This window comes from Streptomyces sp. NPDC059866 (assembly GCF_042731325.1).
Taxonomy (GTDB): domain Bacteria; phylum Actinomycetota; class Actinomycetes; order Streptomycetales; family Streptomycetaceae; genus Streptomyces; species Streptomyces flavusporus.
Window position 1 is genome coordinate 50335 of record NZ_JBHWJT010000021.1, and the last position, 12320, is coordinate 62654.

Consider the following 12320-nt stretch of genomic DNA (forward strand, 5'->3'; position numbering starts at 1 on the left):
ATGTGCACGCCGCCGCGGGGTGAATGGCGTCGGGTCAGCGGTGGCTGAGGCGCAACCGCCAGGTTTCGGGGCCGCGTTCCAGGTACTCCACCGAGAACACCCCCGGGGTGCGCTGCTCGATCTGCGCGAGCAGCGGCAGCGGGTCGTGATGGGCGACCAGTACCATCGCGGTGCCTGCCGGGACGGCATCGAGCGCCCCGAAGACCGTGGCGTGACGCAGGGCGTGCGGAACGTCCCTGACGTCCAGTTCGGGTTCGTTCGTCTCCTCCGCACCGCCGCAGCCGCACAGTCCGCCGCAGCCGCCGGTCTCCTCGATCTGCCCTTCGTACATGTCGTGCCCTTCCTCGTTGTGCTGATCTTCTGGGGCGCCCTTGGTGGGCGAGTCGTTCGCGAGCCGGTGGTGCATGTCCGCGAGCAGCTCCGCCAGGCTCACGTCGGGCGTCATGGCGAGGAGCGGCAGCACGAGGCCGTTCTCCTTGGCCAGGTGCTCCTCGAAGAGCACCTGCAGGGCCCGGGCGTCGGCCACCGCGTCCGCCGGATCGGGCGCGGCGCGCAGGGCGTCGACGAGCGCGGTGAGGCAGCGGTGTTCGCCGATCAGACTCTCGGTCAGCAGGCGGGCCTCGCGCATGCGGTGGGCGGTGGGGTAGAGCACGGCTTCCTCGGCTGCGGTGTGCGGCAGGAGCGAGCGGTCGCAGAAGGCCACGAGACCGGCGTGGATCTTCTCGGCCGCGCTCGGGTCGCGGTCCACGGCGGTGAGCAGCATCGTCACTCGTCCGGCCAGCTCCCCGGCCAGTCGGGCGTGGTGTGCCTCGGCTGATTGCAGGGCCGTGGCGTCCTCGGGGTTCGAGGCGAGGGTCAGCTCGCTCATGACGGTGTCTCCAGCGGGTCAGGCCGGCGCGGCCGGCCGATGCGGCGGGGAATGGCACTCCGGGTGCCGACGGCGGGGATGCGGAGGCCGCGTCCGGCCGCGAGGGGCGGCCGGACGCACGACCGAACCGGGCGACACGCGCCGTACGCGCTGCGCCTGCGCGGCCAGGGACGGGGGAACGGCCGCCAGAACGGGCGCGGGATGCGGTCATACCTGACAGATGGGCATCTGCGGTTCGATCAATGCCCAGCATGCAACTCCGGGCACCCTCGACTCCCCGGCCGACCGGCCCCAGCGCAGGGACCATTGGGCCCTGTGGGGACCGCCCGGACTGGGCCGGAAGGCCGACCGGCAGGGACCGCCGGCCCCAGGTGCAGCAGGGTCCGCGCCACCTAGCGTTCCTGGCCATGGAGAACGATCAGAACGCACGGCGTCAGGCGTCGCGCGGTGCAGAAGCCTGGCCGCTGGCCGCTCGCAGACTGCTGACCCGCAGCGAGGTGTCGGCCGACGGGCGCGCCGTGTTCGGTGAGAACGACGGCAAGTGGGAGGGCTTCTACCGGGATCGGTGGGCCCACGACAAGGTGGTGCGCTCCACGCACGGGGTCAACTGCACCGGGTCCTGTTCGTGGATGGTGTACGTCAAGGACGGCATCATCACCTGGGAGCACCAGGCCACCGACTACCCGTCGATCGGCGCCGACTGCCCCGAGTACGAGCCGCGCGGCTGCCCGCGCGGGGCGTCGTTCTCCTGGTACACCTACTCCCCCAGCCGGGTGCGCTACCCGTACGTGCGGGGCGCGTTGCTGAAGCTGTGGCGCGAGGCCCGTAAGCGGCTCGGCGACCCGGTGGCAGCCTGGGCCGAGATAACCTCCGCCCCGGCGAAGGCGCGCGCCTACAAGCGGGCGCGCGGCAAGGGCGGCCTGGTGCGCGCCGACTGGGACGAGGTCAGCGAGCTGATCGCCGCGGCCCAGGTGCACACGGTCAAGGCGTACGGCCCCGACCGCGTCGCCGGCTTCTCGCCCATCCCGGCGATGTCGATGGCGTCGTTCGCGGCCGGTGCGCGGTTCCACTCGCTGATCGGCGGCACCCTGTTGTCGTTCTACGACTGGTACGCCGACCTGCCGATCGCCTCCCCGCAGGTCTTCGGCGACCAGACGGACGTGCCGGAGGCCGCGGACTGGTGGAACGCGGGCTACCTGGTCATGTGGGGTTCCAACATCCCCGTCACCCGCACGCCTGACGCACACTTCCTGACCGAGACCCGCTACAACGGCACCAAGGTCGTCGCGGTCAGTCCCGACTACGCCGACAACGTCAAGCACGCCGACGAGTGGCTGGCCCCGCACCCCGGCACGGACGGCGCGCTAGCGATGGCCATGGGACACGTGATTCTGCGCGAGTTCCTCGTCGACCGTGAAGTGCCGTACTTCCAGGACTATCTGCGCAAGTTCACCGACGCCCCGTTCCTGGTGACCCTGCGCGAGCACGACCGCGGTCTCGTCCCGGACGGGTTCCTGACCGCCGCCGACCTCGGACACGACACGGAGCACGCCGAGTCCAAGACCGTCCTCCTCGACTCGGCCACCGGCGAGCCCGTGGTCCCGAACGGCTCGCTCGGCTTCCGCTGGGCGAAGGAGGAACAGGGTCGCTGGAATCTCGAACTGGGCGACACGATTCCTGAGTTGAGCCTGCTGGAGCGGGCCGAGGAGACGGCGGAGGTGACGCTGCCCCGCTTCGACGAGGGCGCAACGGAGGGCGGCTCGGTTCTGGTGCGCGGTGTGCCGGTGCGCCGGATCGGCGGCCGTCTCGTCACCACCGTCTTCGATCTGATGCTCGCTCAGTACGGGGTGCGGCGGCCGGGTCTTCCGGGCAGCTGGCCGTCGTCGTACGAAGACGCGGCGCAGCCATACACACCGGCCTGGCAGGAGACGGTCACCTCGGTGCCGGCCGAGCAGGCGGCCCGGATCGCCCGGGAGTTCGCCCGCAACGCGGAGCGCACCAACGGCCGGTCCATGATCGCGCTGGGCGCCGGCACCAACCACTGGTTCCACTCGGACACCATCTACCGGGCCTTCCTGGCGCTGGTGACGATGACCGGCTGCCAGGGTGTCAACGGCGGCGGCTGGGCGCACTACGTCGGCCAGGAGAAGGTCCGCCCGGTCACCGGGCAGCAGCACCTGTCGTTCGCCTTCGACTGGCAGCGGCCGACCCGACACATGGCCGGCACGTCGTACTGGTACCTGAACTCCGACCAGTGGCGCTACGAGGCGTTCGGGCCCGACGAGCTGGCTTCCCCGCTCGGGAAGGGGCGGTTCCAGGGCAAGGGGTTCGCCGACTGCCTGGCGCAGGCCGTGCGGCTGGGCTGGACGCCCGGTCATCCCGGGTTCAACCGCAACCCGCTCGACCTGACGGACGAAGCCGCGGCGGCGGGCCGTCCGGTCGCCGAGCACATCGTCGACGAACTGAAGTCCGGGCGGCTGCGGTTCGCCGCCGAGGACCCCGACGACCCGGCCAACTTCCCCCGCGTGCTGACCGTGTGGCGGGCCAACCTGCTGGGCTCGTCCGGCAAGGGCAACGAGTACTTCCTGCGGCACCTGCTGGGCACCGACGCGGCCGTCCGCTCCGAGGAGACCCCGCCCGAGTACCGGCCGAAGGACGTGGTGTGGCGGGAGGAGGCGCCCGAGGGCAAGCTCGACCTGCTGGTCTGCATGGACTTCCGGATGACCTCCACCGGCCTGCTCGCCGACGTCGTCCTGCCGGCCGCGACCTGGTACGAGAAGGACGACCTGTCCAGCACGGACATGCATCCCTTCGTGCACGCCTTCACCCCGGCCATCGCTCCACCCTGGCAGGCCCGTACCGACTACGACACCTTCCTGACCATCGCCGACCGGTTCAGCGAACTGGCCGCCGAGCACCTCGGCACCCGTACCGACGTCCTCGCCGTGCCGCTGCTGCACGACACCCCCGACGAGCTCGCCCAGCCCGGCGGGGTCGTACGGGACTGGAAGGCCGGCGAGTGCGAACCGGTCCCCGGGCGGACCATGCCGAAGCTGGTCGTCATCGAACGGGACTACGCCGCGATCGCGCAGAAGATGCGCGCCGTCGGTCCGCTGCTCGACACCCTGGGCACCACCACCAAGGGCGTCACCGTCCACCCGAACCAGGAGATCGACGACCTCCGGCGCCGCAACGGCACCGTGCGCGACGGAGTCGCCGCCGGACGGCCCTCGCTCGCCACCGCCACCGACATGTGCGAAGCGATCCTCGCCCTGTCCGGCACCACCAACGGCCGACTGGCCACCGAGGGCTTCCGCGAGCTCGAGCGGCAGACCGGCAGCGAGGGCCTGGTCGAGCTCGCCGCCGAACGCGAGGCGGAGCGGATCACGTTCGCCGACACCCGCACCCAGCCCCGCTCGGTGATGACCTCCTATGAGTGGTCGGGCTCGGAGACCGGCGGGCGCCGCTACTCCCCCTTCGTCATCAACACCGAACACCAGAAGCCCTGGCACACCCTCACCGGACGCCAGCACTTCTTCGTCCAGCACGACTGGATGACCGAGCTCGGCGAGCAACTGCCGGTCTACCGGCCTCCGTTGAACACGCCCAAGCACTACGGCGACGAGCACCTCGAGGAGAACGGCCGGGCCGAGGTCACCGTCCGCTATCTGACCCCGCACTCCAAGTGGTCCATCCACTCGAACTACCAGGACAACAAGTACATGCTCGACCTGTCCCGCGGCGGACCCACGATCTGGATGTCCACCGCCGACGCCGAGAAGATCGGGGTCAAGGACAACGAGTGGATCGAGGCGTACAACCGCAACGGCGTCGTCGCCGCCCGGGCCGTGGTCACCCACCGGATGCCCGAGGGCACCGTGTACATGTACCACGCCCAGGACCGCAACGTGAACGTGCCCAAGACCGAGGTCAGCGGCAAGCGCGGCGGCATCCACAACTCACTCACGCGGCTGCTGCTCAAGCCCACCCATCTCGCGGGCGGCTACGCGCAGTTCACCTACGCCTTCAACTACTACGGACCCACCGGCAACCAGCGCGACGAGGTCACCGTCATCCGCCGCCGCAGCCAGGAAGTGGAGTACTGACATGCGCGTGATGGCCCAGATCGCCATGGTCATGAACCTCGACAAGTGCATCGGCTGCCACACCTGCTCGGTCACCTGCAAACAGACGTGGACCAACCGCACCGGCGTCGAGTACGCCTGGTTCAACAACGTCGAGACCAAGCCCGGCGTCGGCTACCCGCGCCGCTACGAGGACCAGGAACACTGGAAGGGCGGCTGGATGCTCGACAAGCGCGGACGTCTCGTCCTGCGCTCCGGCGGCCGGATCAAGCGCCTGCTGTCCCTCTTCTCCAACCCCGACCTGCCGAGCATCGAGGACTACTACGAGCCGGTCACCTACGACTACGACAACCTGGTCAACGCCCCGGCCGGCAAGGACATCCCCGTCGCCCGTCCCCGCTCCGTCCTCACCGGCAAGCCCACCGCCATCACCTGGGGTGCCAACTGGGAGGACGGCCTGGGCGGTGCACCCGAGCACGCGGGCGGTGACCCGAATCTCACCGGTGAGTGGGCCGAGAAGGTGAAGTTCGAGTTCGAGCAGACCTTCCTCTTCCACCTGCCCCGCCTGTGCGAGCACTGCCTCAACCCGGCCTGCGTGTCGGCCTGCCCGTCGGGGGCGATGTACAAGCGTGTCGAGGACGGCATCGTCCTGGTCGACCAGGACCGCTGCCGGGGCTGGCGGATGTGCGTGACGGCGTGCCCGTACAAGAAGGTGTACGTCAATCACGCCACCGGCAAGGCCGAGAAGTGCACCTTCTGTTTCCCGCGCATCGAGGCCGGTCAGCCCACCGTCTGCTCCGAGACCTGCGTCGGCAGGCTCCGCTACCTCGGCCTGCTGCTCTACGACGCGGACAAGGTCGGCGAGGCCGCGGCCACCCCTGACGAGCAGGACCTGCTGGACGCCCAGCGCGGGGTGTTCCTCGACCCGCACGACCCCGAAGTGCGCGCCGCAGCAGGCGAGTCGGGCATCCCGGACGACTGGCTGGACGCCGCCCGTCGCTCCCCCGTGTACGACCTGGTCATGCGGTACAAGGTCGCCCTGCCGCTGCACCCGGAGTACCGCACGATGCCGATGGTCTGGTACGTGCCTCCGCTGTCCCCGGTGCTGGACGCCGTCGACGCGGCGGGCGGCAACCAGGACGACCCCGACCACGTCTTCGCGACGGTCACCCGGCTGCGTATCCCACTGGAGTACCTGGCGGAACTGTTCACCGCCGGGGACACGGACGTGGTCGCCGGCGTGCTGATGAAGCTCACCGCACTCCGCTCGTACATGCGCGACCGCACCCTCGGTGAACCCGGTGACGACACCGCGCTCGAGGCCGTCGGCCTCACCGCACGCGAGGCGGAGGACCTGCACCGGCTCCTCGCCGTCGCCAAGTACGCCGACCGGTACGTCGTCCCCGCCGCCCACAAGGAGGACGCCGCCGCGCTCACCGCCATGGAGAACCGCTGCCCGGTCGAATCATCCGGCGACCCAGCGGATGCCGGTGGCCGACGGGTGATGCTCGGCATCCCCACCCTGCGCCGCAGCACCGCTGGAGGTCGGTCGTGAGCCCCCTGCCCGCAACGATCCCCGCCCTCGTCCGCACCCGCGTCCGTGCGGCCGTACGCCGCCCTGCCCGGCTCACCCCCGAGGAGGCCGAGGCACGCACCCTGCTGCTGCGGCTGTGCTCGCTGCTGCTGCAGTACCCGGACGCCGAACTGGCCACCGCCCGCCCGGTGTTGACCACGACCGTCGAGGCACTGCCACCCTCGCCCGCCGCCGAGCACCTGACCGCCTTCGTCTCCTGGTTCACCGACCAGGAACCGGAGGCACTGGAGCAGCACTACGTCGAGATGTTCGACCTGCGCCGCAAGAGCAGCCTGTACCTCACCTACTACCTGCACGGCGACACCCGCCGCCGGGGCATGGCCCTGCTCACCCTCAACCAGCGCTACCGCGCCGCCGGCTGGAACACCGACGGCGGCGAACTTCCCGACCACCTCCCGGTCGTCCTGGAGTTCGCCGCACTCGCCGGCCCAGGGGGCGGCGAGGCACCGCTGCGCCAGCACCGGCGCGGTCTTGAGTTGATCCACCGTGCCCTGACCGACGCCAACTCCCCCTACCGGCACGTCCTGGCCGCGCTGCTCACCCTGCTGCCGCCGCCCACCGAGGCGGACCGCGCGGCGGTGGCCCAGCTCGTCGCCGAGGGCCCGCCGAACGAGGAGGTCGGCCTCGACCCCTACGGGACGTACGGGGACGGGGAGTTCGCCCCTCCGGGCACCTTCGTGCCGCCGACGCCCGCCCCACCGACCCGTGTGCCACCCGCCCCGACCAGCCGTACGGAAGGGCCCCGATGAACACCTCGCTCTCCGCCTCGGTGGGCGGCGCCGATCTGCTCCTGTGGGTCGCCGTCCCCTACATCTGCCTGGCCGTGTTCGTGGTCGGGCACGTCTGGCGCTACCGGCAGGACCAGTTCGGCTGGACGTCCCGCACCACCCAGCTCCTCGAACACCGCTGGCTGCGCTGGGGCAGCCCCCTGTTCCACCTGGGCGCCTTCATGGTGATCGCCGGGCATGTCGTGGGGCTCGCCGTTCCCGACTCGTGGACCGAGGCCGTCGGCATCAGCGAGCACGCGTACCACACCACGGCCGTGTGGGCGGGCTCGGTGGCGGGCGTCGCCATGGTCGCGGGGCTGGGCATGCTGTGCGCCCGCCGGCTGCTGACCCGCCGGATCCGGCTCGGCACCGACCGCAGCGACAAGCTCCTCTTCCCGCTGCTGTCCGCCACCGTCCTGCTGGGCATCACCGCCACCGCCGCACACAACGTGTTCGGCGCCGGATACGACTACCGCTCCACCGTCTCCGTATGGTTCCGCGGCCTGTTCGTCCTCCAGCCACAGCCGGAGGCCATCGCCGGGGCACCCCTGCTGTTCCAGCTGCACGCCCTGAGCGCCTTCCTGCTCTTCGCGGCCTGGCCGTTCACCCGCCTCGTCCACGTGTGGAGCGCCCCGATCGGATACCTCGCCCGCCCGTACGTCGTCTACCGGCGGCGGGCGACATCGGCCCCCGCCCCGACAGCGCCGGGCCGGCCACGGTCGGCCTCGGACTCCCGGCGAGCGGCATGAGCCGCAGACCCGCGCTCGCGCCGGACGCCACGACCACCCGGCGCCCGCACACGGGGGGCGGGAGCCACCGCACGGGATGGGTGATGGTCCTCGCCGGGACCGTCGGCTGGCTGGCCTCCTTCCAGCTCACCGTGGACGACTGGCGGCTCCTGAAGGACCCGGCCTATCAACCGCCGTGCAACATCAGCCCCGTCGTGAGTTGCGGCAGCGTCATGTCCAGCGCGCAGGGCAGCCTGTTCGGCTTCCCCGACATGCTGCTGGGACTGGGGGCTTTCGCCGCCGTAGCCGCCCTGGGCGTCGCCGTGGTCTGCGGGGCGCGCTTGCACCGCCGGCTGTGGCTCGCGCTGGAGAGTGGGGCGCTGGCCGGGGTGGTGTTCGTCCACTGGCTCATCGGAGAGTCGCTCTACGAACTCAACAAGATCTGCCCCTACTGCGCGGTCGTCTGGGTCGTCACCATCGCCCTGTTCTGGTACGTGACCCTGCACTGCCTGGAAGCGGGGATCGTCCGCGTGCCCCGGGGCGTGCTGGAGCTCGTCCGGGACACGCACTGGATGCTGCTCGCCGCCTGGTACGGAGTGCTCACGCTGCTCGTCCTGACCCGCTTCTGGCCGTACTGGAGCGGTCTCCTGTAACCCCCACCACACTCCGCACAAGCCGCTCACAGGACACCCGGACGAAAGAACGACGATCAACGACGATCATGGACGACCTGCTGAAGGAATGGACGACCGCCGTGAAGGCCGACCTGGGCATCGACCTCAAGGTCGACCGGCCCCTCCTGCTCACCTTGGCAGGCGACGTCACTCAGGGCGTGGCTCGGCGCGACCGCCGGGACACAGGTCAGCCGCCAGTCGCTCCTGGCCGACGTCGCGAACCTCACGGCCCGTAACAGCCGCCTGTCCGCGCACATCACCCGCCTCGAACGACGCCTGTCCGAGGCACTCGGACAGGCCGCCTGGGAAGCCTCCGGCCTCGGCGCTCACCGGTATCTCCGGCGGAGCCGCCCTCCACACCGCCGTCACCCTGGTCCGTCGCCCGCAACACAGGGGTGCCCTGATCGTCGTGCTCCTGCCCGACACCGGAGAGCGGTGCCTCAGCACGGACCTGTTCCACGACGAGTAGAGGTGCCGCGGAGTCGAAGGTGGCCCGACGTTCTCCTCCCGGCTGTCTTGGACACGCGTACAGCCGTGCTGGGCAGCCTGCCGCGTCTGGCCCACTGGGCCCTGGAATCGGGACGTTCGGCCCCCCACCGACACTCCAATTTAGGTTTACCTAAGTAATGCCAGTGCAGGCAGAGAGCGAGGCACGACCATGGCGTCGACCAACCATCAGCCCCTGCAGAAGGGCATCCCTGTCCCCGGCGACGGACTGGACCCGGCCCGCATGCCCGGTCACTGGCTGCTGGCCCGTCTGGGCAAGCGCGTGCTGCGCCCCGGCGGTGTGGAGCTGACCCGGTGGATGCTGGACGCCCTGGGTGTGGATCCGGAGGACCGGGTGGTGGAGCTGGCCGCCGGCCTGGGGGCCACCGCCAGGCTGACCCTCAGCCGCCGCCCGGCCGCGTACACGGCCGTCGACCGCGACGCCGCCGCCGTGGCCACGCTGAGCGCCCTCGTCGGCCCCGGCGCGACCGAGGTGCGCGCCGTCCGGTCGGACGCCTCGGACACCGGGCTGCCGGACGGCGAGGCCACCGTCGTGTACGGGGAGGCGATGCTGACCATGCAGCCCTACCCGGCCAAGCGGCGCGTCGTACGGGAGGCACGCCGGCTGCTCGACGGCTCCACCGGCCGCTACGCCATCCACGAACTGTGCCTGCTGCCCGACGGCCTGGACCCGGCCCTCGCCGACCGGATCACCGCCGACCTGCAGGACGCCATCCACGTGGGCGCCCGCCCCCTGACCCCCAGCGACTGGAGCGAGCTCCTCGCCATCGAGGGCTTCACCGTCACCGCCCGGAAGACAGCACCGATGGCGCTGCTCGAACCGCGTCGGCTGATCGACGACGAAGGACTTGTCCCCGCCCTGCGCATCGCCGGCCGCGCCCTGCGGGACCCGGCCGCCCTGCGCCGCGTGCTGCACATGCGGCGCGTCTTCCGACGCCACAGCGCTCACCTCGGCGCGATCAGCCTGCTCGCCGTCCCCACCCCGTCCCAAGCCTGAGGAGGCCCTCCATGCCCGCCACCGTGATCACCGACCTGGCCGCCGAACTGGCCGTGCCCGAGGACGGCACTCTCAGCCGCGTCCTGTACCGCGACGACCGCCTGCGCGTGGTCGGCTTCGCCTTCGCCGCCGGCCAGGAGCTGACCGAGCACACCTCGGCCCTGCCCGTGGTCATCCAGGTCGTCTCCGGCCGCCTCGACCTCGTCCTGGGTGACGAGAAGACCGAGGCGACACCGGGGAGCTGGATCCACCTGCCCGCACGGCTGCCGCACACGGTGCGCGCCACCGAGCCCAGCGTCATGCTGCTGACCATGCTGCCCACCCCGGAGCCGTCCGGATCCGGGGGGTCTTCCGCGGCTTGACCGACGCCCGCCGCCGGGCCCGACTGGCGTTCGCAACGGGGCCGATCGGCCCTCACAAGGCGGCCCCGTTGGTCTCTGCCGTCATCGATCGCCGATCCGTCACCGTAGGTGTGACGTTCAGGTCCGTCGTGCCCGGAGGGATGCGCGCATGCTGAAACGGAGTGGCAGGGTGTCGCTCTGGCGCTGGCGGCGCAACCCGCTCAGGCGGCGCTCCGACGTCGCCGAAGCCTGGATCGCGGTGGCAGCGGCGGCGATGCTGCTGCTCATGGCACCTGCGGTGGGCGTGGTGACGGCTGCCCTCGGCGAGCGCTCCGCTCTCCACCAGGCACAGGGCCTGCACCGCACTGCGGCTCGCCTTGTCGAGGACGCGCCCGCGACGCCGTTACGGTTCTCCGGAATCGCAGACGACCGCGTCCGGGCGACCGTGCGGTGGACGACGCCCGACGGCTCTCCCAAGACGGGTACGGCCCCGGTGGCAGCGGGCAGCAAGGCGGGTTCGTCCACCACGGTGTGGCTCGGGTGGTAGGCGTCTGGTGGGCCGTCCGGGTGCGGCTGGACGTGCGTCGCACGGCGCAGTGGGACCGCGCCTGGGCCGAGTTCAATTCCCACCGAGGCCACCGGCACGCATAAGAACACCGCCGAGTAGCTCGGGGCCGTCTGGCTACACGATCTCCAGCACGTCCCGTACCGGGCGACGGGGCGTGGCCGGACCCGTCGGGCCGTAGCCGAGGCGCAGCACCATCTGCACCTGGCCCACGCCCGACGCGGGGTCGCGGGCCAGCAGCCGCAGCGCGCGGTCCTCCAGCGCGTGAGACGTCAGCGAGGTGGCCAGTTCGGCCAGGGTCGCTTCCAGCAGCACGCGCTCCAGCGCCTGCCCGGCACGCAGCCAGTCGGCCGGTCCATCACCAGGGGTGCTCAGCAGGGCCAGGTGCGGGGTGTGCTCGAACGTGGCGGTTCCGCGGTCCGCGACACGCCGGCGACCGGCGAAGTCCCGTACGGGAGCCTTGCCGTCCCACTTGCGCGGCCCGAACGCGTACTCCGGGACGCCGTCGACGGCCGTCTGCGCCTCCGGCCCGAGCCGGGTCCAACTGACCAGGTCCTCGCTCGCGTCCGGGTCCAGGGTGTCCCGGCTCTCGGCGTCGCGGATCAGGTCGAGCACGGTCTCGGCGTGCCAGGGATCGGGGAAGAGCAGCACGGCCCCCTCCCGCTCGGCTGCGTCCTGCAAGGTGGACCGCACGTCTTCGGGGACGTCCTTCTCGGTGAAGGGGTGGCGGCTGGTGTGCCGCCGGCGGATCGCCGGGTGCAGCCGCGCCAGGTCCTCGTCCCGCGGTCGACCGGCATCGTCGGCAAGGTGGACGGCAGCAAGCAGCAGCGGGTCCCGCGGCTCGGGCAGAAGGCGGGTCTCCGGCAGGAGGTTCGCGTGCACGGCGGCGACGCGCAGGTTGAACAGTGCCGCCCCGCAGCCGATGTGCAGGGCGCGGTTGTCGGGATCGGACCGGGGCATGGCCCGCTCGGGGTCGGCACGCAGCAGCAGGACACGCTCGCCGGTCAGGTAGCGGAAGCGCCACGGCTGCGCGTTGTGCATGGACGGTGCCGCGGCGGCCTCGGCCACCAGCCCCGTCACGGTCTTCTCATCAAGCTGCCGCGAAGCCATGGAATCCTCCTCACGTGCCGCGGACGCACCGCGGGTCTGCATCGGCGTGTACCCCGGCACCACGGTCACGACGGCGATCGGTCC

The 12320-nt window shown here is 71.3% G+C and carries 11 protein-coding genes; 9 read left to right on the top strand and 2 right to left on the bottom strand.

The genetic code is table 11. The annotated features are described in order from the left end of the window. Window positions 1-34: 34 nt before the first annotated feature. The gene (locus ACFV7R_RS29945; protein ID WP_385268963.1) at window positions 35-868 is read right to left on the bottom strand and encodes a DUF2249 domain-containing protein; all 834 of its coding nucleotides are present in this window, start codon (window positions 866-868) and stop codon (window positions 35-37) included. A gap of 407 nt (window positions 869-1275) precedes the next feature. Between ACFV7R_RS29945 and ACFV7R_RS29950 the strand changes: the two genes are divergently transcribed. The 9 genes from ACFV7R_RS29950 to ACFV7R_RS29990 all read left to right on the top strand — a co-directional run bounded on the left by ACFV7R_RS29950 (window position 1276) and on the right by ACFV7R_RS29990 (window position 11108). After that, window positions 1276-4974, top strand: a complete 3699-nt coding sequence (locus ACFV7R_RS29950) for a nitrate reductase subunit alpha (RefSeq protein ID WP_385268965.1) — start codon at window positions 1276-1278, stop codon at window positions 4972-4974. Between the two features lies 1 nt (window position 4975). After that, the gene (narH, locus tag ACFV7R_RS29955; protein ID WP_385268967.1) at window positions 4976-6508 is read left to right on the top strand and encodes a nitrate reductase subunit beta; all 1533 of its coding nucleotides are present in this window, start codon (window positions 4976-4978) and stop codon (window positions 6506-6508) included. Next, complete coding sequence (gene narJ / locus ACFV7R_RS29960; protein ID WP_385268969.1) at window positions 6505-7296, top strand: nitrate reductase molybdenum cofactor assembly chaperone; 792 nt, start codon at window positions 6505-6507, stop codon at window positions 7294-7296. Before narH ends, narJ begins: the two co-directional genes overlap by 4 nt. Next, on the top strand, window positions 7293-8063 hold the full coding sequence (narI, locus tag ACFV7R_RS29965; protein WP_385268971.1) for a respiratory nitrate reductase subunit gamma: 771 nt from the start codon (window positions 7293-7295) through the stop codon (window positions 8061-8063). Before narJ ends, narI begins: the two co-directional genes overlap by 4 nt. Further along, the gene (locus tag ACFV7R_RS29970) at window positions 8060-8695 is read left to right on the top strand and encodes a vitamin K epoxide reductase family protein (RefSeq protein WP_385268973.1); all 636 of its coding nucleotides are present in this window, start codon (window positions 8060-8062) and stop codon (window positions 8693-8695) included. The genes narI and ACFV7R_RS29970 overlap by 4 nt, the downstream gene beginning before the upstream one ends. Before the next feature lie 68 nt (window positions 8696-8763). Beyond that, on the top strand, window positions 8764-8952 hold the full coding sequence (locus ACFV7R_RS29975) for a hypothetical protein (protein WP_385268975.1): 189 nt from the start codon (window positions 8764-8766) through the stop codon (window positions 8950-8952). Between the two features lie 422 nt (window positions 8953-9374). Next, a complete protein-coding gene (locus ACFV7R_RS29980) occupies window positions 9375-10220 on the top strand; it encodes a class I SAM-dependent methyltransferase (protein ID WP_385268977.1) in 846 nt (281 codons plus the stop codon). Window positions 10221-10231: 11 nt separating this feature from the next. After that, the gene (locus ACFV7R_RS29985) at window positions 10232-10582 is read left to right on the top strand and encodes a cupin domain-containing protein (RefSeq protein ID WP_385268979.1); all 351 of its coding nucleotides are present in this window, start codon (window positions 10232-10234) and stop codon (window positions 10580-10582) included. A gap of 148 nt (window positions 10583-10730) precedes the next feature. Then, complete coding sequence (locus ACFV7R_RS29990; protein ID WP_385268981.1) at window positions 10731-11108, top strand: hypothetical protein; 378 nt, start codon at window positions 10731-10733, stop codon at window positions 11106-11108. 135 nt (window positions 11109-11243) lie between these two features. Here ACFV7R_RS29990 and ACFV7R_RS29995 read toward each other — a convergent pair whose 3' ends face one another. After that, complete coding sequence (locus tag ACFV7R_RS29995; RefSeq protein WP_385268983.1) at window positions 11244-12236, bottom strand: Acg family FMN-binding oxidoreductase; 993 nt, start codon at window positions 12234-12236, stop codon at window positions 11244-11246. Window positions 12237-12320: the final 84 nt, after the last annotated feature.

What these genes read in the sequence shown, in the direction of transcription:
- ACFV7R_RS29945 (WP_385268963.1), bottom strand. Translation starts at nt 868, where the DNA reads ATGAGCGAGCTGACCCTCGCCTCGAACCCCGAGGACGCCACGGCCCTG.
- ACFV7R_RS29950 (WP_385268965.1), top strand. Translation starts at nt 1,276, where the DNA reads ATGGAGAACGATCAGAACGCACGGCGTCAGGCGTCGCGCGGTGCAGAA.
- narH (WP_385268967.1), top strand. Translation starts at nt 4,976, where the DNA reads ATGCGCGTGATGGCCCAGATCGCCATGGTCATGAACCTCGACAAGTGC.
- narI (WP_385268971.1), top strand. Translation starts at nt 7,293, where the DNA reads ATGAACACCTCGCTCTCCGCCTCGGTGGGCGGCGCCGATCTGCTCCTG.
- ACFV7R_RS29970 (WP_385268973.1), top strand. Translation starts at nt 8,060, where the DNA reads ATGAGCCGCAGACCCGCGCTCGCGCCGGACGCCACGACCACCCGGCGC.
- ACFV7R_RS29975 (WP_385268975.1), top strand. Translation starts at nt 8,764, where the DNA reads ATGGACGACCTGCTGAAGGAATGGACGACCGCCGTGAAGGCCGACCTG.
- ACFV7R_RS29980 (WP_385268977.1), top strand. Translation starts at nt 9,375, where the DNA reads ATGGCGTCGACCAACCATCAGCCCCTGCAGAAGGGCATCCCTGTCCCC.
- ACFV7R_RS29985 (WP_385268979.1), top strand. Translation starts at nt 10,232, where the DNA reads ATGCCCGCCACCGTGATCACCGACCTGGCCGCCGAACTGGCCGTGCCC.
- ACFV7R_RS29990 (WP_385268981.1), top strand. Translation starts at nt 10,731, where the DNA reads ATGCTGAAACGGAGTGGCAGGGTGTCGCTCTGGCGCTGGCGGCGCAAC.
- ACFV7R_RS29995 (WP_385268983.1), bottom strand. Translation starts at nt 12,236, where the DNA reads ATGGCTTCGCGGCAGCTTGATGAGAAGACCGTGACGGGGCTGGTGGCC.